Source organism: Streptacidiphilus jeojiense (assembly GCF_000719095.1).
Taxonomy (GTDB): Bacteria; Actinomycetota; Actinomycetes; order Streptomycetales; family Streptomycetaceae; genus Streptacidiphilus; species Streptacidiphilus jeojiensis.
Window position 1 is genome coordinate 462,941 of the sequence record NZ_JOEH01000009.1, and the last position, 22,231, is coordinate 485,171.

Sequence of the window (22,231 nt, forward strand, 5' to 3'; positions counted from 1 at the left end):
GCCGCTAACCGGGCAGTCGGTAGACCCCCGGGGCGACCGGCTCCACCAACCCGTCGGCCACCAAGCCGTCCAGCGCCCGCCCCCGCTGGACGGAGTCCGCCCAGACGGAGTCCAGCGCGCTCTGCGGGACCTCCCCGTGGGCCTCCCGCAGCACCGCGAGGAGCTTGCCCCGCACCTGCCGGTCGGTCCCGGCGTAGGTCTGTCCCTTCCGTGGCGGCCCGTCGTGCGCGGGGTACCCCGCCCTCCGCCACGCGCACTCCCGTGCCACCGGGCACTCCCCGCACGCGGGGGTCCGCGCCGTGCAGACCAGTGCGCCGAGCTCCATCACCGCGACCGCCCAGGTGGCCGCGGTCTCCGGCTCGTCCGGCAGCAGTTCGGCCGCGGTGCGCCGCTCCGCGGCCGTCGTCGCCACCGGCGGGTACTCGCGGCCGTCGACCAGTCGCGCGAACACCCGCCGGACATTGGTGTCCAGCACCACATGCCGCTGCCGGTGCGCGAACGAGGCCACCGCGGCGGCGGTGTACTCGCCGACTCCGGGCAGCGCCAGCAGCGCCGCGTGGTCCAGTGGGACCTCGCCGCCGTGCTGCTCGGTGATCGCGGTCGCCGCAGCGTGCAGCCGCAGCGCCCGGCGCGGGTAGCCGAGGCGTCCCCAGGCCCGTACCGCCTCCCCGGCGGGTGCCGCGGCCAGGTCGGCCGGGGTCGGCCAACGCTCCATCCAGGCCTGGTACATGGGCAGTACCCGCTTCACCGGGGTCTGCTGCAGCATGAACTCACTGACCATCACCGCCCAGGGCCCGGCGGAGGGCTCCCGCCAGGGCAGCTCGCGGGCGTGTGCGGAGTACCAGGCGAGGACGGTCCGGTGCAGGGCGTCCCGCTGCGGGCGAAGGGTGTCTGTCATAGCGCCGTCGATCCTCGCACACACCGGGTCACCGGGAAGTAACCGGAACGGTGGCACGAAACCATCCGAACGGGCCATCAGGACGATGATGTGAAAGAAGGGGCACCAGGTACGGCGGTGTTGCTCTGAGCGGGGGTTGATCTCTCGTAAGGTTTGCTCGTGCCCTCTCTGCGCAATCCCGTCGGACCGCTGCCGTCCTCCATCTACTGGCGACGGCGCCTGATCGTGCTCCTCGTCGCCCTCGGGGTGCTGGTACTCCTGTTGTGGCTGTTGCTGCCCGGCGGGGGCGGGAAGAAACCAGGGACGGGCGCGGCGTCGTCCTCGCATCCGGTGACATCGATCACACCCGGGCCGACCGGGTCCGGCGGCGGCTCCAACGACGGGACCGCGTCCGGCGGCGGGACCAGCTCCGGCAGCGGCGGCGGCAAGAGCCCCACCCCGTCCGGGGGCGCGTCGTCGAGCGCTCCGGCCGGGACCAACGGCGGGACGGTGGTGACCGTCACCGGCGGCACCTCGGGCGGCTCCAGCACCACCGGCGGCGGGACCGGCGGCTCCGGCGGAAGCTCGTCCGGCGGCGCCGGCAGCTCGGGCGGCTCCGGCGGCAGCGGCAGCAGCACCCCGCCGAACGCCAGTGGCACCATGAACCTGCCGGTGTGCGCGGCGGCCGACGTGGAACTGTCGCTGACCAGCACCGAGCAGTCCTACAGCTCCTCGCAGTGGCCGACCTTCCAACTGGCCATCAGCAACACCAGCGGTGCGGCCTGCCGGGTGGACCTCGGCGCCAAGTCGGCCGTGCTCACCGTCAGCAGCGACAGCGACAGCCATGTCTGGTCCTCCGGCGACTGCCCCCGCGACGCCTCGTCCCAGTGGTACGCGGTGCCGGCCTCCGCGACGCCGCTGAACGCGCAGTTCCAGTGGTCCAGGATCACCTCGGCCCCCGGCTGCACCCCGGGCGGCGGCGGCAACGGCGTGGGCGCGGGGACCTATGTCGCCCGGGTCGGGATCGCCGGCGTGACCGTCCAGCCCTCGCACCAGTTCAAGCTCGCGCCGTTCGGCAGCTGACCCGCCCGGCGGGCCCGGCTCCGGCCGGGTCCGTCAGACGTAGCGCTCCAGGATCGAGGACTCGGCCAGCCGGGACAGCCCCTCACGCACCGAGCGGGCCCGGGACTCGCCGACCCCCTCGACGGTCTGCAGGTCGTCGATGCTGGCGGCGAGCAGTTTCTGCAGTCCGCCGAAGTGCTCGACCAGCCGCTCGATGACGGTGTTGGGCAGCCGCGGCACCTTCGCCAGCAGCCGGTAGCCGCGCGGGCTGACGGCGGCGTCCAGCGCCTCCGGGGTGCCCGGGTAGCCCAGCGCCTTGGCGACCGTCTGCAGGTCCAGCAGATCGCTGTGGGTCAGCCCCTCCAGGTCGGTCAGCACGTCCTGGACGGTGCGGCCGCGCTTGGCCGCGCGTTCCGGGAAGTAGTCGCGGGCGACCAGTTCGCGTTCCGGCTCGACCCCGGCGATCAGCTCGTCCAGCTGGAGCGACAGCAGCCGGCCGTCGGTGCCCAGCTCGATCACGTAGCCCGCGATCTCACGGTTGATCAGGCGGACCATCTCCAGCCGCTGGGCCACCGCGGTCACATCACGGACCGTCACCAGGTCCTCGATCTCCAGCGCGGAGAGCGTGCCGGCGACCTCGTCCAGGCGCAGCTTGTAGCGCTCCAGGGTGGCCAGGGCCTGGTTGGCGCGGGAGAGGATCGCGGCGGAGTCCTCGATGACCCGGCGCACACCGTTCACATAGAGCGCGATCAGCCGCATCGACTGGCTGACCGAGACCACCGGGTAGCCGGTCTGCTTGTTGACCCGCTCGGCGGTGCGGTGCCGGGTGCCGGTCTCCTCGGTGGGGATGTTGGCGTCCGGCACGAGCTGGACTCCGGCGCGGACGATCCTGGTGATGTCCTTGTCCAGGACGACGGCGCCGTCGAGCTTGCAGAGCTCGCGCAGCCGGGTCGCGGAGAACTCCACGTCCAGGACGAATCCGCCGGTGCTGAGGGCCTCGACGGTCTTGTCGAAGCCGACGACGATCAACCCGCCCGTACGGCCGCGCAGTACGCGCTCCAGGCCGTCGCGCAGGGGCGTGCCTGGTGCTACGGCGCTCAGTGAGGCCCGTAGAAGGGCCTCCTCGCGGGAGGAGCGATCCGCCCGGTCGTTGGCTGCCACGGGACGACTCCTCCGGTGGGGTGCGGTGTGCGCTCATGAGTTTACCGTCGGCCACGGCGGGTGGTGTCGGGTTATTGACGCCGGCCCCCCGGAGCGGTAGCTGCCGACGGTGGAGGAGTTGCCGTCAGCGGTTGTTTCTCGCGCAGTTCCCCGCGCCCCTCAGGGGCGCGGGGAACTGCGCGGACAGCAACCGACTACTGCGCGGCAGCCTCCGCGGTACGTGCGGGCCTGCGGCGGCCGGGGATGGCCGCCAGCGCCTCGCCGATGGTCGCGACCTCCGTCACCCGCATGCCCTTGGGGACCTTGCCCGGGTCCGGCGGGACCAGTGCGTGGGTGAACCCCAGTCGGGCCGCCTCGGCGAGCCGCCGTTCCACGCCGGTCACCCGGCGCACCTCGCCGGCCAGGCCGACCTCGCCGATGGCGACCAGGTTGGCCGGCAGCGGGGTGTCCGCCGCCGAGCTGGCCACCGACAGCGCGATGGCCAGGTCCGCCGCCGGTTCGGTGAGCTTCACCCCGCCCACCGTCGCGGTGTAGATGTCGAGCTTGCCCAGCCGCACGCCGCCGTGCCGCTCCACCACGGCCAGCACCATGGCGATCCGCGGGGACTCCAGGCCGGAGGTGGTCCGCCGGGGGGAGGGGATCTGCGAGTCCACCATCAGCGCCTGGACCTCGGCGACCAGCGGGCGCCGTCCCTCCAGGGTGACGGTCAGACAGGTCCCCGGCACCGGTTTGTCCCGCTTGGTCAGGAACAGCCCGGACGGGTCGGCGACGCCGGAGATCCCGGCGTCGTGCAGTTCGAAGCAGCCGACCTCGTCGGTCGCGCCGTAGCGGTTCTTGACGCCGCGGATGATCCGCAGCCTGGCATGGCGGTCGCCCTCGAAGTGCAGCACCACGTCCACCAGGTGCTCCAGCAGCCGGGGGCCGGCGATCGAGCCGTCCTTGGTGACATGGCCGACCAGCAGCGTGGACATGGCACGGGCTTTCGATACCCGGATCAGGGCGGCGGTGACCTCGCGGATCTGCGCCGGGCCGCCCGGTGCGCTCTCCAGTTGGGCCGAGGCGACGGTCTGCACCGAGTCCAGGATCAGCAGCGAGGGCTGGACCTGTTCGATGTGGCCGAGGACGGCGGCCAGGTCGGTCTCGGCGGCGAGGTAGAGGTGCGGGGAGAGCGCGCCGATCCGGTCGGCGCGCAGCCGGACCTGGCTGGTCGACTCCTCGGCGGTGATGTAGAGGGTGCGGTGCGCGTCGCTGGCCGCCTTGGCGGCGACGTCCAGCAGCAGTGTGGACTTGCCGACGCCGGGCTCGCCGGCCAGCAGCGCGACCGCACCGGGCACCAGGCCGCCGCCGAGCACCCGGTCCAGCTCGCCGATGCCGGTGGCCCGGGAGGCGGCCACGGTGGCGTCCACCTGACCGATCGGGCGCGCGGCCGTGCTGACCGGACCCGCGGCGGTGGTGCGGACGGCGGGGGAGCCGTACTCCTCGATGGTTCCCCAGGCGTTGCACTCGGTGCAGCGGCCGGTCCATTTGGGCGGGGTGTTGCCGCACTCGGTGCAGCGGTACGAGGAGCGCGGGGCCTTGGTGGAGGTGGTTCGGGCTGCCATGCCGTGAACGCTACAGCCCGGCACCGACAATCACCCGAGGCCACCGACATCACAGCAGGTCACCCGAAAGAGCTATCCGGGGGCCATCCGCCCACCGACCGTGCGGGTGCGGCCTACCGTCGGAGGAGTGACCACCGACTCGCAGGCCAGAGCCGTACCGCGGCCCCGTGTCCGATCAGCGGAGGCGGGAGCGCGGGCGACCGGCGCTCGCGCCCTGGACGAGGATTGGGAGCGGCTCGGCGACGCCCTGTTCACCTACTGCCTGTCGGTGCTCTGCGACCAGGAGGAGGCGGTCGCCGCCGTGCGCGAGCTGCGGCAGCTCTCGGCGCGGTACCGGCGCCGGCTGCGCCGCCCCGAGCAGCTGCGGGCCTGGCTGTACGCGCTGGCCCGGTACGTCTGCCTGGTGCGGATGGAGGCCGAGCCGGTCCGGGCCCTGACGCGCCGTCCGCTGGGCCGGCACAGCGCCGAGCACGCCCGGCTGGAACTGCTGGCCTGGCCGGAGGCGGCCGGGGTGGCCCCGGCCCAGCGGGAGGCGCTGGAGCTGGTCGGACGGCACGGCCTGGACACCGCCGAGCTCGCGGCCGTGCTGGACCTCCGCGCCGACCAGGCGGGGGTGCTGCTGGCGCAGGCGGTCTGCGAGCTGGAGCGTACGGCGGCGGCGCTGGCGGTGCTGGCCGCCGCGGACTGCCCCGAGCTGACGGTGCTGGGCCGGGGCCGCGGTCCGGTGCTGAGCGCCGCCCTGCGGGGCGAGTTGGTGAACCATGTGGACGACTGTCCGACCTGCCGGGGCACGGCCGAGCGGGCCGCCGCGGCCGGCCCCTGGCCCGGGACCTTCCGCGCGCCGGGCGCGCTGGCGCTGGTGGAGGCGCCGCGGGAGGCCCGCAGGGCGTCGGCGGGGGATCGTTTCTTCGCCTCCCTGGGCATGGGCGGCGGTGCCGGTTCCGGTACCGCCGTCGGCAGCCCGGCGTCCCGGGACGCCGTGTCGACGGCCGGACGGGAGCTGCGCTTCGACCGGCGCGGCTTCCCGATCCACCGCAGCGCCGGGGCCGAGCGGGCCGGGATGCTGCGGCAGCGCGCGATCGCCGGGTCGGTCATCGCGCTGGTGGTCGCCGCTCCGGTGGTGGCCCTGTGGTCGACGCACCAGGGACCGGACCTGCCGGAGGACCCGGTCTCCTCGGTGCAGGTGGACCCGGCCTCGGTCGCGGCCGACGTTCCGTCAGGAGGTCCGTCGGCGACGACCGGTGCCCCGGCGGGCCGCTCGGTGCGGCCCGAGGCGCAGCCGGTGAGCCTGTCGGTGGCGGTCGGCGGCAGCCCGCTGCCGCCCTCGTCCGGATTCCCCGCCGTCGCGCCGCCCGGCGGAGGCCCGCTGGCGCCCGCCCCGGCTCAGCTGGAGGTCAGCGCCGGCGAGCTGGGCGGCCGTACCGTGGTCACCCTGGTCAACAGCGGTGGCACCCCGGTGGCCTGGCAGGCGGCCACCGCGGCGGGGTGGCTGCGGCTGAGCCGGGACGGCGGCACGCTCCAGCCGGGGCAGCGGCTCACCCTGGTGATCACCGTGGACCGGTCCGCGCTGCCCGAGGGCCCGTGGACCGCGTTCGTCTCGGTCACCCCCTCGGGGTCGGTGGTGACCCTGCACGGCCCGGGCAGCGGATCGTCCGGCGGCGGCCGCCGGGGTATGCCGACACCGACGCCCACGGTCGGCAGCAGCACTGGCCCGACCTCGGGCTCCGGCCCGACCTCGGCGCCGCCCGCCTCGCCGACGGTAGGCCCGCCCAGCACACCGCCGGCGAGTTCCACGCCGCCCACGTCGGCACCGCCGACCGGTTCGACGTCGGCCTCCGCTTCCCCGTCGCCGTCCGCGACCGCGTCACCGTCCGGGAGCAGTTCGGCCTCGGCGGCGCCCTCGGACTCCGCTCCGTCGGCCTCGGGAGGCTGACGCCGGGTCAGCCCTGCGGGGCGTCGGCCGGGTGCGGTGCGACCGGCTCGCCCGGTGCGGCCAGGCGCCGCTCGCACAGCTCGGCCAGCACGGCGTAGCCGCCCGCGCCCATCAGCTCCACCAGCTCGGGCCGGTAACTGATGTACACCGGGTCGGGGCCGACATGGGCGTCCGGGCTGCCGGTGCACCACCACTGCAGGTCGTGGCCGCCGGGTCCCCAGCCCCTGCGGTCGTACTCGCCGATGGTGACCTGGAGGTAGCGGGTGTCGTCCGGCCGGTCGATCCAGTCGTAGGTGCGGCGCACCGGGAGCTGCCAGCAGACGTCGGGCTTGGTCTCCAGCGGTTCCTTGCCCTCGCTCAGCGCCAGGGTGTGCAGCGAGCAGCCCTCGCCGCCGGGGAAGCCGGGGCGGTTGAGGAAGATGCAGGCGCCGTCCACCCGGCGGGTGCGCAGGTCGCCGTCCTCGTCGGGCTCGCTGATGCCCTTGGGCCCGGTGCCCTTGCTGTGGAACTGCCAGGTCTCGGGGGTGAGCCGGGCCGCGTGCCCGAGGACCCGCTGCTGGTCGTCCTCGTCGGACCAGTGCGCCCCCAGGGTGCAGCAGCCGTCGCTGGCCCGTCCGGGCCGGATGCCGTGGCAGCCCCGGCCGAAGATGCAGGTCCAACGGGAGGTCAGCCAGGTCAGGTCGCAGCGGAAGACCTGCTCGGCGTCCTCGGGGTCGGCGAACTCGACCCAGGCGCGGGCGAAGTCCAGCGGGACCTCGCGCTTGCGCGCCGCGGCCGCGGCCTTCTTCGCAGCCTTCTCGGCTGCCTTGCGATCGGTGATTGTCACGTCTACGGCTGGCACCCGGCCACCCTACGGCTTCGGTGCAGCTCCGGCGGCTACGGCCTGCGGCCGGGCGGGTGAGGCGTCGCGTTGCCGACGGGGTGTCGGTAAGCCATTGACTTAGGTTAGCCTAACCAAAATAATTCTGATCATGACGACCGTTCCAGCCCCTGGAGGACCAGTGAGCCATCCCGATCCGACGCCCGGTCAGACCGGCGGATTCGCCGTGCTGCTCCGAACCGCGACCGCCCAGGAGCACCAGGAGGCGGAGCAGTCCGGCTTCATGGGCAACCTGCTCGGCGGCAGGCTCGGTGTCGAGGCCTACGCGGATCTCGCCGCCCAGCTGTGGTTCGTCTACGCGGAACTGGAGGCCGCGGGCGAGGCGCTGGCCGGGCACCCGCTGGTCGGACGGTTCGTGGACCCCGCGCTGTTCCGTCGGGAGGCGCTGGAGCGGGACCTGGCCCACCTCCGGGGGACCTCGTCCTGGCGGCAGCAGCCCCCGCTGCCGGCCACCCAGGCCTACACCGCGCGGCTGCGGCAGCTGGCCGACGAGTGGCCGGTCGGCTACATAGCCCACCACTACACCCGCTACCTGGGCGACCTGTCGGGCGGTCAGATCATCCGCGGCATCGCCGAGAAGACCTGGGGCTTCGACCGCAAGGGCGACGGCGTGCGGTTCTACGTCTTCGAGGAGATCGGCAACCCCGCCGCGTTCAAGCGCGGGTACCGGGAGGCGCTGGACCGGGTCGGCGCGGAACTGGGCGAGATCGAGCAGTGGCGGGTGGCCGAGGAGTGCCGCCGGGCGTTCCGGCTGAACACCGCGCTCTTCCGGGACCTGGGTGACCGCTACCCGCTCAGTGCCTGAGCGCGGCGACGCGGTGCCGACATGGCACGTCCCCCGTTCCCGCCGGTGCCGGCCGGTGGGAACGGGGGACGTGCGGCTGGTGGGCCGTCAGCTGTGGCCGGCGGCGCGGCGGCGGCGCAGCACCACGGTGGTCGCACCGCCTGCGAGGACCAGCGCGGTGCCGGTCAGCGCCAGCGGCAGGGTGGAGCTGTCGGAGCCGGTCTCGGCGAGCGCGCCGGTGCCGCTGCTGCTCGGGCTCGCGGTCACGCCGGCGACGGTCGCCCTGGTTGCCGAGGCGCTCGCGGAGGCGGACGCCGTGGTCGACGCGGCGGCGGATGCGGAGGCCGAGCTGGAGGCCGAGGCGCCGGCGGCGGACTTGGTCGGGGCCGCGCCGGCGGACGTGGACGCGGACGCGGACTTGGTCGGCGTCGACGTGGTCGGGGTGCTGCCGGCGCTCTTGCTCGGGCCGGCCGAGGTCGAGGCCGAGGCCGAGCTGGAGGCTGCTGCCTGGACCAGCTTCACAGTAACCGGGTCCATCGCGGTGCCGGCCGGGTAGAAGCCCGCGAACGCCTTCACGGCGGCCGAGGAGAGCACGGTCGCGGCGGAGGCTCCGCTGAAGGTGCTCTGGCTGACGGTGAAGGTCACCAGGGCGACGTCGTCGCCGGTGAAGGTGGAGCTGCCGTCCATCTGCTTGGAGGAGACGTCGGCGGTGAGCGTCCCGGTGCTGCCGCTGGTGTCGATCCGCAGGTCGGTCAGGACGATGTCCAGCGCCCCGCTGTGGCCGGTCATGTGCAGGCCGCCCCCGTAGGAGGAGGTGACGGCGTGGGTGGTGGTGTCGTAGGAGGCCTTGTCCAGGTCGAAGTGGAAGGTGCCGTCGCTGTTCCTGGTGGCACCGCCGGTCGGGGTTATCGTCCCGGCCGCGGCGGCGCTGGCCAGGTAGTCGCGGAAGCTGGCCTTGACGCCCCAGTCGAGCGAGCCGGAGCTGAACGAGACGGTCGCCGCCGAGGCGGACTGGGCGGTCAGCAGCGGGCCGGCGCAGAGCAGCGCCGCCGAGGCGGCGAGGGCTGCGGCGCGGAGGGGGCGTCGGGACATGGCGGATCTCCTGAAATGGCGTGCGGGCAGGGGGAGTCGGGCCTGCGGGGAGGCCGATTGCTCCAAGTAAGTAAGGTAAGGCTATCCTAAGTTTTGCCATCAGGTCACGGGGACCCCAGGCACCATCCGAGAGGCCGTCATGCTCGCCACACAGCGCACCCCCAGGGGCCGCCGGAGCCGATACCGACATCTGCTCCTCGTGCCGCTGCTCGCCCTCGCCCTGGCCGCCTGCGGCAGCGCCACGACGGGCGGCGCCGCTGCCGCCGGCGCCTCGGCCCCCGCCGACGCGGTGGTGCCGATCAGCAGTGGCACCGTTCCCCGACTGCCCGTCACCGTGACCTCCGACGACGGGAAGCGGACCACCGTCACCAGGGCGGACCGGATCATCCCGCTCAGCGGCAGCCTCTCCGAGCTGGTCTACAGCCTCGGCCTGGGCAGCCGGGTGGTGGCCCGCGACGTCACCGCCACCTTCGCCCAGGCCGCGAAGCTGCCGCTGGTCAGCAAGAACCACATCATCGGCGCCGAGGGGGTGCTCTCGCTCAAGCCCGACCTGGTGCTCTCCGACACCTCCACCGCGACCTCCAACGCCGACACCATCGCCAGGATCCGCGCCGCCGGCATCCCGGTCGTGGTCTTCGACGACGCCAAGAAGATCGCCGACATCGACCCCCGGATCGGCGCGGTCGCAGCCGCCCTCGGCGTCACCGCGGCCGGCCAGGCCCTGGTCAGCAGTACCGACGCCCAGTTCGCCGCGGTCGACGCGGCCATCGCCGAGGAGAACCCGGGCGGCAGGCCGCGGATCGCCTTCCTCTACGTCCGCGGCAGCGCCTCGGTCTACTACATCGGCGGCGCCGGCTCGGGGGCCGAACCGCTGATCACCGCGGTCGGCGGCGAGGACGCCGGGGTGGCCGGGGGGCTCAAGGCACCGTTCACCCCGATCACCAGCGAGGCCCTGGCCCAGGCCGCACCGGACGCGATCCTGGTGATGACCCAGGGCCTGGCCTCCGTCGGCGGGGTCCCCGGACTGCTCAAGCTCCCCGGCGTCGCGCAGACCCCGGCCGGACTGAAGCAGCGGATCGTCTCCGTCGAGGACGGCGAACTGCTCAGCTACGGTCCGCGCACCCCGGCCGTGCTCCGGTCCATCGCCGACCAGCTCTACCGCGGGGGCGTGGCCGAGTGACGGACCGTCCACGACTGCTGACGGCCGCTCTGGCCACCGCCCTGGTCCTGCTGGTGCTGGCCGCCGCCGGCATCGGCGCCTACCGCATCCCGCTCCCCGACCTGATCGCCTCGCTGCAGCACCGCGCCCACCTCGGCGGACACGCCCTGGACCAGGTCGCCGACTCCGTGCTGTGGAACGTACGGCTGCCCAGGGTCGCCCTCGCCGCCCTGGTCGGCGCCTCGCTGGGCTGCGCGGGCGCGCTGATGCAGGGTCTGTTCGGCAACCCGCTGGCCGACCCCGGCATCATCGGCATCTCCTCCGGGGGCGCGGTCGGCGGGGTCGCCGTGATCGTCCTCGGCATCGACGTCCTGGGGACCTGGACCGCGCCGGTCGCCGCCTTCGCCGGCGGCCTGGTCACCGTCCTCACCGTCTATGTGCTCTCCCGCTCCGGGGGCCGGACCGAGGTGGTCACCCTGGTCCTCACCGGAATCGCGGTCAACGCGCTCTGCGGCGCCCTGATCGGACTGCTGCTGTTCCTGGCCGACCCGACCGCCGTCAACCAGGTCGTCTTCTGGCAGTTGGGCTCGCTCAGCTCGGCCGGCTGGAGCCAGGTCCTGGCGGTGCTGCCGTTCGCCGCCGTCGGCCTGGCGGTGGCCCCCCGCTACGCCCGGCAACTGGACCTGCTGGCGCTCGGCGAGGGACCGGCCCGGCATCTGGGGGTGGACGTCGAGCGGCTGCGGCTGGTGCTGATCACCGTCGTCGCGCTGCTCACCGCGGCCGCCGTCGCGGTCAGCGGCATCATCGGCTTCGTCGGCCTGGTCGTCCCGCACCTGTTGCGGATGGCGGCCGGTCCCGGGCACCGCTTCCTGCTCCCCGGCAGCGCGCTGGGCGGAGCGGTGGTGCTGGTCGCCGCCGACCTCGCGGCCCGCACCCTGGCCGCACCCGCCGAACTCCCGCTCGGCGTGCTCACCGCGCTGCTCGGCAGCCCGTTCTTCTTCTGGCTGCTGCGCCGCACCCGGTCCCGCCAGGGAGGCTGGAACTAGATGATGGGAAGGTTTCTGACGATGCGTGGCCAGAACGGCCCGCCCGTCGCCCGCCACCACCCTTGGTCGACTCGCTTCGCTCGGCACCTCCAGACGCCGTCCAAGCCGGCCCCGGGCGCGGTGGTCGCCGAGGTCTCCGGGGCGGGGCTGCTGCGGGCCGGACGAACCGTGCTGGACCGGATCGACCTGCGGATCCGCGCCGGGGAACTGCTGGCGCTGCTGGGCCCCAACGGTGCCGGGAAGTCCAGCCTGCTCGCGCTGCTGGCCGGGGACCTCGCCCCGACGGCCGGTCGGGTGCTGCTGCGCGGACGGCCCCTCGACTCCTACCGCCCCGCCGAGCTGGCCCTGCACCGGGCGCTGCTGCCGCAGGCCTCGCCGCTGTCCTTCCCGTTCCCGGCCGGCGAGGTGGTCCGGATGGGCCGCGCGCCCTGGGCCGGGATCAGCAGCCCGGAGCAGGACGACGCCGCCGTGGCCCGGGCGCTGGCCGAGGCCGACGCGGCGGCCTTCACCGACCGTCCCTACACCGACCTGTCCGGCGGCGAGCGGGCCAGGGTGGCGCTGGCCCGGGTGCTCGCCCAGCAGGCCCCGCTGCTGCTGCTGGACGAGCCCACCGCCGCGCTGGACCTGCGCCACCAGGAGCTGGTGCTGCGCACCGCGCGGGCCAGGGCGGCGGCCGGGGACGCGGTGGTCGTGGTGCTGCACGACCTGGGCCTGGCCGCCGCCTACGCGGACCGCTTGGCGCTGCTGCACGGCGGCGGACTGGCCGGGTACGGCACGGTCGGCGAGGTGCTGGACGGGGAACGGCTCAGCGAGGTCTACGGCTGCGCGGTGGAGGTGCTGCCGCACCCGCGCCCGGGCGCGGCCCCGCTGGTGCTGCCGCTGCGCTGAGGGCTCGGCGGCAGGGGGCAGGGGGCAGGGGGCAGGGGCTGGGGCCCTTACTGCACGCGGGTGGAGAACAGCCCGCCGGTGGCGCCCTCCTTGTCGCCACCCTGGGCCTTGCGCAGCGCGTTGGCCAGCCCCTCCAGCGTCATCGACTGCAGGATCACCTTGCCGTTGCCCTCCAGCGTGGCCAGCGACAGCCCCTCGCCGCCGAACATCGCGTTCATGACGCCCTGTCGGTTCATCCGGCCGACCCGCTCGACCCCGTACCGCACGCCCTCCTCGAAGGCGACGATGCAGCCGGTGTCGACCTGCAGCTTGCCGCCGAAGTCGGAGAGGTTCAGGTCGATGAAGTTGCCGGCGCCGGCGATGATTACGGTGCCCTGGCCGGTGAACTTCTCCAGGATGAAGCCCTCGCCGCCGGACATCCCGGTGCGCATCCCGGAGAAGGCGATACCGAAGTTCACCCCCGACTCGGCGGCGACGAAGGCGTCCTTCTCGGCCAGCCAGGCCCGTCCGGGGGTTATCTCCAGCGCCCGCATCTCACCCGGCAGCGTCCCGGCGAAGCCGAGGGTGCCCTCGCCGCCCTGGGCGGTGAAGTACTGGAACGCGATGCTCTCGCCGGCCAGCATCCGCTGTCCGGCCTGCATCGCGGTACCCATGGCCTGGCGCAGCATGCCGCCCATGCCGCCGCCTCCGCCCTGGCCGCCGCCGCCCTGCTGGTTGCCGTTCGGGGCGGAGATCCGGGTGTCCATGCTCACGTTCACGGTCTTGAACAGGAATTTCCCCGCCTCGCAGTAGACCGTCTGTCCCGGCTGGAGCTGGACGACGGCCATCTGCATGGCGTTGCCGACGATCTGGAGTTGCAGGGCCACAGCGGATCTCCTAGGGGGACGGACCGGTCCACCGGTGAACGTACCGGGCGGCCCCGCCGTTCCTGGCCGGTGCCCACCGTGGACGGCGGCCCGCCCCGGGATGATGGCCCTCCCGCGGTCGCGTACCGTGGCGCATTATGCGACTCGGCGTACTCGACGTGGGATCCAACACCGTCCACTTCCTGGTGGTGGACGCGCACCCCGGTGCTGCCCCGGTGCCCGCCTACTCGCACAAGATCGAACTCCGGCTGGCCGAGCTGTTGGACGCCGACGGCGCCATCGGCGAGGTGGGCGTCGAGAAGCTGGTCGAGATGGTCGCCTCCTCGATGCGGGTCGCCGAGGACAAGGGCGTCGAAGAGGTGCTGCCGTTCGCCACCTCCGCCGTGCGCGAGGCCGCCAACGGCGAGGAGGTGCTCAAGCGGGTCCAGCGGGAGACCGGCGTCGAGCTCCAGGTGCTGTCCGGCGGCGACGAGGCCCGGCTGACCTTCCTCGCCGCCCGCCGCTGGTACGGCTGGTCGGCGGGACGGCTGCTGCTGCTGGACATCGGCGGCGGTTCGCTGGAGATCGCCTGCGGCCTGGACCAGCAGCCGGACGCGGCCGTCTCGCTGCCGCTGGGCGCGGGCCGGCTCACCGCCGGCTGGCTCCCGGGGGACCCGCCGGAGGCCGAGGACGTCCGCCGGCTGCGCCGCCATGTCCGTGCGGAGATCGCCAGGACCGTGGCCGAGGTGGTCCGGCTGGGCTCCCCGGACCGCTTCGTGGGCACCTCCAAGACCTTCAAGCAGCTGGCCAGGATCACCGGCGCGGCCCGTGAGGCCGACGGCCCCTACCTGCCGCGCAGGCTCACCCGGGGCTCGCTGTCCGCCTGGGTGCCGCGGCTGGCGGCGATGACCGCGGGGCAGCGGGCGCTGCTCCCTGGGGTCTCCGAGGGCCGGGCCCGGCAGCTGCTGGCCGGGGCGCTGGTGGCGGACGGTGCGATGGACCTGTTCGGGGTGGACGAACTGGACATCTGCCCCTGGGCGCTGCGCGAGGGGCTGATCCTGCGCAGGCTGGACCAGATGTCCGGCGAGCAGTAGCCACCGGGTTACTTCGTACACCTGTCCGGAACATGTCGGCAGTGGTGAGGCGCTGTCCCCTCCGGGGGCGGACACGCATACGCTGTCTCCCGTGGCGGAACCAACGGACGACACCACTGCGCCGGAGCAGCCCGCGGCCGGGGCCACCCGGGCCGAGCAGGCGGCTGCTCCCCAGGCGAATGCTCCGAAGGCGGCTGCTCCGAAGGCGAAGAAGACCGGCGCCGTGAAGAAGGCCGTGGCGGTCAAGAAGGCGGCGGTGAAGAAGGCCGCGGGCACCGGCAAGAAGGCCGTCGCCAAGAAGGCGGCCGCCAAGGCCGCCACGTCCGCGCCGACGCTGTCGGTCACCCCGCGCGCCCTCGCCGTGCCCCCGTCCGCCCGGGCGCTCGGTACTCCGATACTGGTCCCCGACGCCAAGGTCGCGCTGTCCACCGCCTCGGTCTACCCGGAGAACACCGCCGCCGCCTTCGAGATCGCCGGACGGCTGGGGTACGACGGCGTCGAGGTGATGGTGTGGACCGACCCGGTCAGCCAGGACATCGAGGCGCTGCGCCGGCTCTCCGACTACCACGCCGTCCCGATCCTGGCGGTGCACGCGCCGTGCCTGCTGATCACCCAGCGGGTCTGGGGCACCGACCCCTGGGCCAAGCTGGTCCGGGCCCGGGCGGCGGCCGAGAAGCTCGGGGCGTCCACGGTGGTGGTGCACCCGCCGTTCCGCTGGCAGCGGCAGTACGCCCGGGACTTCGTCCAGGGGGTCTGGCGGATGGCGGAGGAGACGGACGTCCGCTTCGCGGTGGAGAACATGTACCCCTGGCGCTACCGCGACCGCGAGGTGGCCGCCTACGCCCCGGACTGGGACCCCACCACCGAGGACTACCGGCACTTCACCGTCGACCTCTCCCATGTCGCCACCTCCCGCACCGACGCCCTGGCCATGGTGGGACGGATGGGCGACCGGCTGGCCCACGTCCACCTGGCCGACGGCTCCGGCTCCGCCAAGGACGAGCACCTGATCCCGGGACGCGGCACCCAGCCCTGCGCCGAACTGCTGGAGGGGCTGGCCGGCAGCGGCTTCGACGGCCATGTGGTGCTGGAGGTCAACACCCGCCGCTCGCCCGGCCCGGTCGAACGCGAGGCCGACCTGGCCGAGGCGCTGGCCTTCACCCGGCTCCACCTGGCCGCGGCCGGAGCGGTACGGCACTGAGGCGGGGACCCGGTGTGGCGTACCGCATTCCGGACAGCGTGTCCGAGGCGCGGGCAGCAAGCGTAGGCTCGTCTGTCACACTCCGCTTCGCTGAGGTAGAGCGGTCCGGTTCCGGCTCGCCACCCCGGGGTTTCGCAGGGGTGCGGGGTGTCGCGCCCCGAAAAGTTGGAGCACGACGGACGCAGGAGATGAGCACAGTGCCCGAGCTGAGGTCTCGTACGGTCACCCACGGTCGCAACATGGCTGGCGCCCGCGCCCTCCTCCGGGCCGCCGGGGTAGCCCGCGAGGACTTCGGCAAGCCGATCATCGCGGTGGCGAACAGCTTCACCGAGTTCGTGCCCGGGCACACCCACCTCCAGCCGGTCGGGCGGATCGTCTCCGAGGCGATCCAGCAGGCCGGCGGGATCCCCCGCGAGTTCAACACCATCGCGGTGGACGACGGCATCGCCATGGGCCACGCCGGGATGCTCTACTCGCTGCCCTCCCGCGACCTGATCGCCGACTCGGTCGAGTACATGGTCGAGGCGCACTGCGCCGACGCGCTGATCTGCATCTCCAACTGCGACAAGATCACCCCGGGGATGCTGATGGCCGCGCTGCGGCTGAACATCCCGGTGGTGTTCGTCTCCGGCGGCCCGATGGAGGCCGGCAAGGCGACCCTGGTCGACGGCACCGTCCGCAAGCTGGACCTGGTCAACGCCATCTCGGACGCCGTCAACGAGAACGTCTCGGACGAGGACATCGCCCGGATCGAGGAGAACGCCTGTCCGACCTGCGGGTCGTGCTCGGGGATGTTCACCGCCAACTCGATGAACTGCCTGGCCGAGGCGGTCGGCCTGGCCCTGCCCGGCAACGGCTCGGTGCTGGCCACCCACACCGCCCGCAAGGCGCTGTACCAGGACGCCGGCCGGACCATCGTGGAGATCACCAACCGCTACTACCAGCAGGACGACGAGTCGGTGCTGCCGCGCAACGTGGCCTCCCGGGCCGCGTTCGAGAACGCCGTCGCGCTGGACATCGCCATGGGCGGGTCCACCAACACGATCCTGCACCTGCTGGCCGCGGCCCAGGAGGCCGGCCTGGACTTCGACATGGCCGACATCGACGCGCTGTCGCGCCGGCTGCCCTGCCTGTCCAAGGTCGCCCCCAACGGCTCCTACTACATGGAGGACGTGCACCGCGCGGGCGGCATCCCGGCCATCCTCGGCGAGCTGTACCGGGGCGGGCTGCTGAACGAGGACGTGCACACGGTGCACAGCCCGTCGATGGCGGACTGGCTGAAGCAGTGGGACATCCGCGGCGGCTCGCCGTCCCCGGAGGCCGTGGAGCTGTTCCACGCCGCGCCCGGCTGCGTGCGCTCGGCGAGCGCCTTCTCGCAGTCCGAGCGCTGGGACACGCTGGACACCGACGCGGCCAACGGCTGCATCCGCGACGTGGAGCACGCCTACTCCACCGAGGGCGGCCTGGCCATCCTCTACGGCAACCTGGCGGTGGACGGCTGCGTGGTGAAGACCGCCGGTGTCGACGAGTCGATCTGGCGCTTCTCCGGCCCGGCCGTGGTGGTCGAGTCGCAGGAGGACGCGGTCGACGCGATCCTCACCAAGCGGGTCAAGGAGGGCGACGTCGTCGTCATCCGCTACGAGGGCCCCAAGGGCGGCCCCGGCATGCAGGAGATGCTCTACCCGACCTCGTTCCTCAAGGGGCGCGGGCTGGGCAAGGCCTGCGCGCTGATCACCGACGGGCGCTTCTCCGGCGGCACCTCCGGCCTGTCGATCGGCCATGTCTCGCCCGAGGCGGCCTCCGGCGGGACCATCGCGCTGGTCGAGGACGGCGACCTGATCACCATCGACATCCCGGCCCGGACCATCAAGCTGGAGGTCTCCGACCAGGACCTGGCCGCGCGCCGCAGCGCGCTGGAGGCCGGGACCGGCTACCGGCCGAAGTCCCGCGAGCGCAAGATCTCGGCGGCGCTGCGGGCCTACGCGGCGATGGCGACCAGCGCCGACAAGGGCGCGGTCCGCGACGTCTCCCGGCTGGGCTGAGCGACACCACCGGCAGCGGCTCCGCGGGCCCCCCCCCGGGGCCGCCCAGCCCCCGCCCCCCAAATCGTGCGCTCTGGTCGACACGCTGCTGGTGGTCGCCGTGGCGATCTGCACCTGCGTCGCCGCGATCCGCACCTGGACCCTGCTCAGCAAGGGCCGCGCCTCGCTCGACGGCTGGATGGCCGACGAGAAGTCCATCGGCCCGATGCTGCTGATCGGCTTCGTCGGCATGCTGGTCGCGTACTTCCTGCGGAGCCTGTTCGAGGCCCCGGGCGAGGCCGAGAAGCGCTCCCGCTACGAACTCGCCCTGGCCGCCCACGCCCGCCGCCGCACCCCCGCCACAGCGGGCAGCGGCGGCAAGCGCAAGCGGCGCTGACCCGTCCGCCGACCCCGCCCGCGGGTGGCGTCAGTAGCTGCTGCCGCCGCTGCTGCGGCGGGCGCCGGCGACCGAGCCGACGACGCCGACGATGGCGCCCAGGATGGCCGCGTGCCACAGCGCGGTGAAGATGCTCATGAACACGCCGTCGCTGCTCAGGATGAACTGGGTGATGGTGTTGGTGACGAAGAGGCCGACGGCCGGGACGGCGGCGGTCTGCCAGGGGTGCTCCGCCGCCCAGCGGCGCAGCCTGCGGTCGCCGCTCTTGCTCACCATCGAGCCGGCACCGCCGATCAGGAAGAACAGGAACAGGGTGACGCTGGCCGGCCAGGCGAGCATCCCCAGGGACCAGTGCAGACTGATCAGTTCCAGGCCGAAGGTGGCCGCGCCGCCGACCACGCCGACGACACCCGCGGTCCGCCAGGGGCCGTGCGTGGCCGAGGCGACGGCAAGCTGGCTCGATTCGCGGGATGAGACATCACTGCTAGTCATGCCTCCACGGTGCGCTTTCCCGAGGCCGAACGCTATAGGGGACAACCCTGAGTTTCTCCCTGCACCGTTCCCTGCCACGCCGTTCCCGGATCCCGGTCCGGGCTGACCTACGCTGAGGAGATGCTCACCCGTCAGTTGCTGCTGGCCGCGGCCCGCAGTCCGGCCGCCCGCAGGGCCGTGGTGACCGCGCCGCCCGCCCGGGCGCTGGTGCGGCGCTTCATCGCCGGGGAGGACCGCGAGGACGTGCTCCGGGTCGTCGACCGGCTGATCGTGCGCGGGCTCCACGTCAGTGTCGACCACCTCGGCGAGGACACCGCGGACCCGGCCAGGGCCGACGCCGTCCGGGACGAGTACCGGGCGCTGCTGGACCGGCTCGGCGCGGCCGGGACCGGCGGCCGGGCCGAGGTGTCGGTCAAGCTCTCGGCGCTGGGCTCGGCGCTCGGGGCCGACGGCCCCCGGGCCGCGCTGGGGCGGGCCAGGGCGGTCTGCGAGGCGGCTGCGGCGGCCGGTACCACGGTGACCCTGGACATGGAGGGACACAGCACCACCGACGACACCCTCGCCGCCGCGGCCGAGCTGCGGGCCGACTTCCCGCGCACCGGTGTGGTGCTGCAGTCCTGTCTGCGCCGCACCGAGGGCGACCTCCGCGAACTGCTGCACGCGGGCTCCCGGGTGCGGCTGGTCAAGGGCGCCTACGCGGAGCACGCCGGGGTGGCCTTCCGGGACAAGGCCGAGGTGGACCGCTGCTACGTGCGCTGCCTGCGGCTGCTGATGGAGGGTCAGGGCTACCCGATGGTGGCCACCCACGACCCCCGGCTGATCGCGATCGCGGGCGCGCTGGCGGTACGGACCGGACGGCCGCAGGGCAGCTACGAGTTCCAGATGCTCTACGGGATCCGCTCCGAGGAGCAGCGCCGGCTCGCCGCCGCCGGGGAGACGGTGCGGGTGTACGTCCCCTACGGCGACGACTGGTATGGCTACTTCATGCGGAGGCTGGCGGAGCGGCCGGCGAACCTGGCCTTCTTCCTCCGCTCGCTGGGGCACCGCTGACCGCCGCGCCGGGCTGACCGCCGGACTGACCGCCTGGCGGACGGTTCGGGCCCGGTGTCGGTGCCTGGTGCGAGGATGTGCGCAGCACCGTCGGCACGTTCCGCAGGAGGTCCCCCATGTCGCAGCGAGTCGCCGTCCTCGGCACCGGCAAGATCGGCGAGGCCCTGGTCTCCGGGCTGCTGCGGGCCGGCAAGCCCGCGTCGGACGTGCTGGTCACCGCCCGCCGCCCGGAGCGCGCCGCGGAGCTGCGCGAGCGCTACGGCGTGGAGGCGGTCGGCAACGCGGAGGCGGCGAAGGCCGCCGACACGCTGATCCTCACCGTGAAGCCGCAGGACATGGGCACGCTGCTGGAGGAGCTCGCGCCGTACGTCGGCGCCGACCGGCTGGTGATCTCGGGTGCGGCCGGGGTGCCGACCGCCTGGTTCGAGGAGCGGCTGGCCCCGGGCACGCCCGTGGTCCGGGTGATGACCAACACCCCGGTGCTGGTCGACGAGGCGATGAGCGTCATCTCGGCGGGTTCGCACGCGGGCGAGGAGCACCTGCTGCGTACCGAGGAGATCTTCAAACCGGTCGGCAAGACCCTGCGGGTGCCAGAGTCGCAGCAGGACGCGGCCACCGCGCTGTCCGGCTCCGGGCCCGCCTACTTCTACTTCCTGGTCGAGGCGATGACGGACGCCGGCATCCTGCTGGGCCTGCCGCGCGCGGTCGCCGCCGACATGATCGTGCAGGCCGCGGTGGGCGCCTCGGTGATGCTGCGGGACTCCGGGGAGCACCCGGTGAAGCTCCGCGAGGCGGTCACCTCCCCGGCCGGGACCACCATCGCGGCCATCCGCGAGCTGGAGAACCACGGGGTGCGGGCGGCCCTGCTCTCCGCGCTGGAGGCGGCCCGCAACCGCTCCCAGGAGCTGGCCTCCGGCGGGAAGTAGCCGCCGGGAAGCAGCCGCCGCCCGGCCCGTACGCTGGGCGGATGCGCTACGACCTGGTGATCTTCGACAACGACGGCGTGCTGGTGGACAGCGAGCCGATCTCCAACCGGCTGCTCGCGGACTACCTCACCGAGCTGGGCTTCCCGACCACGGTCGAGGACTCCTACCGCGATTTCATGGGCGCCGCCGCCCACACCGTCCATGACGTGATCGCCGAGCGCTACCACGGCGCGCGGCTGCCCGACGGCTTCGACGAGGACTTCCACGCCCGGGTCTTCGCGGCCTTCCAGGAGCAGCTGACGCCGGTGCCGGGCGCGGCCGAACTGCTGAAGCGGGTGCGCGAGACCGGGGTGCGCTACTGCGTCGCCTCCTCGGCGCACCACGCCTGGATCCGCACGGCGCTGACCAGGACCGGCCTGTCCGGCTTCTTCACCGAGGAGCAGCTGTTCAGCGCCCAGGACGTGGGCCGGGGCAAGCCCGCCCCCGACCTCTTCCTGCACGCCGCCGCGACCATGGGCGTCGCCCCGGACCGCTGCGTGGTGCTGGAGGACAGCCCGCTGGGCGTCGCCGCGGCCCGGGCCGCGGGCATGGACGTCTACGGCCACACCGCGCTGACCCCGGCGGAGCGGCTGGCCGGCGCGACCGGCCTGTACCGGGACACGACGGAGGCCGCGGAACTGCTCGGGCTGTAGCCGCGGGAGGTCGGACGGACCGTCAGTCCGGGATCCGGAAGCGGCGGCCGCGCAGCGGGTCGCCCCGCAGTTCGGTGAACCGGAACGGCAGGCCGGCGCCGCTGCCCGGGGTGGGGTGCGAGGTGCGGGTCTCCGCACGGAGGTGCAGTGAGGGCTCGGCGCCGTCGCCGGAGTTGCCGACGGCGGCGACGGCGGTGCCGGCCGTCAGGTGCTGGCCGCGCCGCACCCGGATGCTGTCCTGGCGCAGCCAGGAGAGCACGACCAGGGCCCGGCCGGTGTCGATGGCGACGTGGTTGCCCTCGGGGTGGTCCACGGCCAGCAGTTGGGGCGCGTGGTCCGGCAGGCCGTCCACCGCCGTCACCACCACTCCGTCGCAGGGGCTGAGCACCGGGTGGCCGAAGATCGCGTAGCGCTCGTTGCCGGCCGGGGCCAGGCCGAGGGCGCGCCGGCCCCGCCACTGCGGTCCGTCGCCGAGCTGGACCAGGTCCACGGCGTGGCGGCGGTGCCGCCCGGCGCCGATGGCCAGTGACTCCTGGGCGTAGCGGTTGACGGCCGGGCCGCCGCCCTCGACCACGGTGAAGCAGCCGCCGCGCAGGGGCGAACGGAGCGTCAGCGGGTGTGCGCTGGGGGAGGGGTGGATCGGCCGGCTGCGGTACCGGGTCCAGCCGGCCAGGCCGAGGACGGCCGCGAAGATCAGCAGCTCGGGGAGGCCGGGCATGCCCCAGCGGAGGCCGGGCCCGAAGACCGGCAGCGCCCGCAGCCCGGCCAGCAGGGCCAGGCCGACGGCGGCGACGGGGAGCGCGCGGAACCAGGGCGGGAGCGCGTGGGTGGGGCCGGTGCGCAGGGCGTACCAGGCGAGCGCCGGGGTGGTGGCGGTGAGCAGCAGCCAGCCGGTGGCGGTGCCGCTCACGAAGGGGAGGGTGGCCTCGGCGAGGGCTGCGGCGAGGTAGGCCAGCACCAGCCGGGTCAGTGTGGTCGCCTGCGGCGTGCGGGAGGGGGTGGGGGTGGGGGCTGTCTCTTATACACATCT

General features: G+C 73.8%; 21 protein-coding genes. 13 read left to right on the forward strand and 8 right to left on the reverse strand.

Annotated features, from left to right (window positions below; all coding sequences use genetic code 11):
- Positions 1–4: 4 nt before the first annotated feature.
- Positions 5–898 (reverse strand): HhH-GPD family protein, encoded by an 894-nt coding sequence (locus IF29_RS0114565; RefSeq protein ID WP_030254131.1) that lies wholly within the window; start codon positions 896–898, stop codon positions 5–7.
- 159 nt (positions 899–1,057) lie between these two features.
- Between IF29_RS0114565 and IF29_RS48505 the strand changes: the two genes are divergently transcribed.
- Entirely contained in the window at positions 1,058–1,960 is a 903-nt protein-coding gene (locus IF29_RS48505; RefSeq protein ID WP_051725300.1) for a hypothetical protein, read from the forward strand.
- Positions 1,961–1,993: 33 nt separating this feature from the next.
- Here the strand turns inward: IF29_RS48505 and disA are convergent, their stop codons facing one another.
- Together disA and radA are read right to left on the reverse strand one after the other, a co-directional pair.
- Positions 1,994–3,100 (reverse strand): DNA integrity scanning diadenylate cyclase DisA, encoded by a 1,107-nt coding sequence (gene disA, locus IF29_RS0114575; RefSeq protein ID WP_051725301.1) that lies wholly within the window; start codon positions 3,098–3,100, stop codon positions 1,994–1,996.
- Positions 3,101–3,294: 194 nt separating this feature from the next.
- On the reverse strand, positions 3,295–4,701 hold the full coding sequence (gene radA / locus IF29_RS0114580; RefSeq protein ID WP_030254138.1) for a DNA repair protein RadA: 1,407 nt from the start codon (positions 4,699–4,701) through the stop codon (positions 3,295–3,297).
- 127 nt (positions 4,702–4,828) lie between these two features.
- Here radA and IF29_RS0114585 point away from each other — a divergent pair, with 127 nt between their 5' ends.
- Positions 4,829–6,634 carry a BACON domain-containing protein gene (locus IF29_RS0114585; protein ID WP_051725302.1) on the forward strand — a complete coding sequence of 602 codons (1,806 nt, stop codon included), beginning with the start codon at positions 4,829–4,831 and terminating at the stop codon, positions 6,632–6,634.
- Between the two features lie 7 nt (positions 6,635–6,641).
- Here IF29_RS0114585 and IF29_RS0114590 read toward each other — a convergent pair whose 3' ends face one another.
- Positions 6,642–7,454 carry a DUF3109 family protein gene (locus IF29_RS0114590; protein ID WP_030254141.1) on the reverse strand — a complete coding sequence of 271 codons (813 nt, stop codon included), beginning with the start codon at positions 7,452–7,454 and terminating at the stop codon, positions 6,642–6,644.
- A gap of 181 nt (positions 7,455–7,635) precedes the next feature.
- Here IF29_RS0114590 and IF29_RS0114595 point away from each other — a divergent pair, with 181 nt between their 5' ends.
- Positions 7,636–8,319, forward strand: coding sequence for a biliverdin-producing heme oxygenase (locus IF29_RS0114595; RefSeq protein WP_051725303.1), 684 nt, complete (start codon positions 7,636–7,638; stop codon positions 8,317–8,319).
- Positions 8,320–8,406: 87 nt separating this feature from the next.
- Here IF29_RS0114595 and IF29_RS0114600 read toward each other — a convergent pair whose 3' ends face one another.
- Positions 8,407–9,390 carry an HtaA domain-containing protein gene (locus IF29_RS0114600; RefSeq protein WP_030254145.1) on the reverse strand — a complete coding sequence of 328 codons (984 nt, stop codon included), beginning with the start codon at positions 9,388–9,390 and terminating at the stop codon, positions 8,407–8,409.
- Between the two features lie 139 nt (positions 9,391–9,529).
- Between IF29_RS0114600 and IF29_RS0114605 the strand changes: the two genes are divergently transcribed.
- Genes IF29_RS0114605 through IF29_RS0114615 form a run of 3 tightly spaced genes read left to right on the forward strand, consistent with a single transcriptional unit; the run spans position 9,530 to position 12,483 of the window.
- Positions 9,530–10,570, forward strand: coding sequence for a heme/hemin ABC transporter substrate-binding protein (locus IF29_RS0114605; RefSeq protein WP_084714220.1), 1,041 nt, complete (start codon positions 9,530–9,532; stop codon positions 10,568–10,570).
- The gene (locus IF29_RS0114610; RefSeq protein WP_051725305.1) at positions 10,567–11,595 is read left to right on the forward strand and encodes a FecCD family ABC transporter permease; all 1,029 of its coding nucleotides are present in this window, start codon (positions 10,567–10,569) and stop codon (positions 11,593–11,595) included. The genes IF29_RS0114605 and IF29_RS0114610 overlap by 4 nt, the downstream gene beginning before the upstream one ends.
- Positions 11,596–11,616: 21 nt before the next feature.
- Complete coding sequence (locus IF29_RS0114615) at positions 11,617–12,483, forward strand: heme ABC transporter ATP-binding protein (RefSeq protein ID WP_051725306.1); 867 nt, start codon at positions 11,617–11,619, stop codon at positions 12,481–12,483.
- A gap of 47 nt (positions 12,484–12,530) precedes the next feature.
- Here IF29_RS0114615 and IF29_RS0114620 read toward each other — a convergent pair whose 3' ends face one another.
- Positions 12,531–13,349 (reverse strand): AIM24 family protein, encoded by an 819-nt coding sequence (locus IF29_RS0114620; protein ID WP_030254150.1) that lies wholly within the window; start codon positions 13,347–13,349, stop codon positions 12,531–12,533.
- A 137-nt stretch (positions 13,350–13,486) separates the two neighbouring features.
- Here IF29_RS0114620 and IF29_RS0114625 point away from each other — a divergent pair, with 137 nt between their 5' ends.
- The 4 genes from IF29_RS0114625 (at position 13,487) to IF29_RS0114640 (ending at position 18,041) form a co-directional block, all read left to right on the forward strand.
- Complete coding sequence (locus IF29_RS0114625) at positions 13,487–14,422, forward strand: Ppx/GppA family phosphatase (RefSeq protein ID WP_030254152.1); 936 nt, start codon at positions 13,487–13,489, stop codon at positions 14,420–14,422.
- A gap of 394 nt (positions 14,423–14,816) precedes the next feature.
- Positions 14,817–15,623 carry a sugar phosphate isomerase/epimerase family protein gene (locus IF29_RS0114630; RefSeq protein ID WP_030254153.1) on the forward strand — a complete coding sequence of 269 codons (807 nt, stop codon included), beginning with the start codon at positions 14,817–14,819 and terminating at the stop codon, positions 15,621–15,623.
- A gap of 197 nt (positions 15,624–15,820) precedes the next feature.
- Entirely contained in the window at positions 15,821–17,665 is a 1,845-nt protein-coding gene (gene ilvD / locus IF29_RS0114635) for a dihydroxy-acid dehydratase (RefSeq protein ID WP_030254155.1), read from the forward strand.
- A 100-nt stretch (positions 17,666–17,765) separates the two neighbouring features.
- Entirely contained in the window at positions 17,766–18,041 is a 276-nt protein-coding gene (locus IF29_RS0114640; RefSeq protein WP_157623739.1) for a hypothetical protein, read from the forward strand.
- 30 nt (positions 18,042–18,071) lie between these two features.
- On the opposite strand, the gene IF29_RS0114645 is transcribed toward IF29_RS0114640, so the two are convergent.
- Positions 18,072–18,533: a hypothetical protein gene (locus IF29_RS0114645; protein ID WP_030254159.1), complete on the reverse strand. Its 462-nt coding sequence runs from the start codon at positions 18,531–18,533 to the stop codon at positions 18,072–18,074.
- A gap of 120 nt (positions 18,534–18,653) precedes the next feature.
- On the opposite strand from IF29_RS0114645, the gene IF29_RS0114650 reads away from it, so the two are divergent.
- The 3 genes from IF29_RS0114650 to IF29_RS0114660 all read left to right on the forward strand — a co-directional run bounded on the left by IF29_RS0114650 (position 18,654) and on the right by IF29_RS0114660 (position 21,201).
- Entirely contained in the window at positions 18,654–19,583 is a 930-nt protein-coding gene (locus tag IF29_RS0114650; RefSeq protein ID WP_030254161.1) for a proline dehydrogenase family protein, read from the forward strand.
- Positions 19,584–19,699: 116 nt separating this feature from the next.
- Positions 19,700–20,509, forward strand: coding sequence for a pyrroline-5-carboxylate reductase (proC, locus tag IF29_RS0114655; RefSeq protein WP_030254163.1), 810 nt, complete (start codon positions 19,700–19,702; stop codon positions 20,507–20,509).
- Between the two features lie 41 nt (positions 20,510–20,550).
- Complete coding sequence (locus tag IF29_RS0114660; RefSeq protein WP_030254165.1) at positions 20,551–21,201, forward strand: HAD family hydrolase; 651 nt, start codon at positions 20,551–20,553, stop codon at positions 21,199–21,201.
- A gap of 22 nt (positions 21,202–21,223) precedes the next feature.
- On the opposite strand, the gene IF29_RS43545 is transcribed toward IF29_RS0114660, so the two are convergent.
- On the reverse strand, positions 21,224–22,159 hold the full coding sequence (locus IF29_RS43545; protein ID WP_030254167.1) for a M23 family metallopeptidase: 936 nt from the start codon (positions 22,157–22,159) through the stop codon (positions 21,224–21,226).
- Positions 22,160–22,231: the final 72 nt, after the last annotated feature.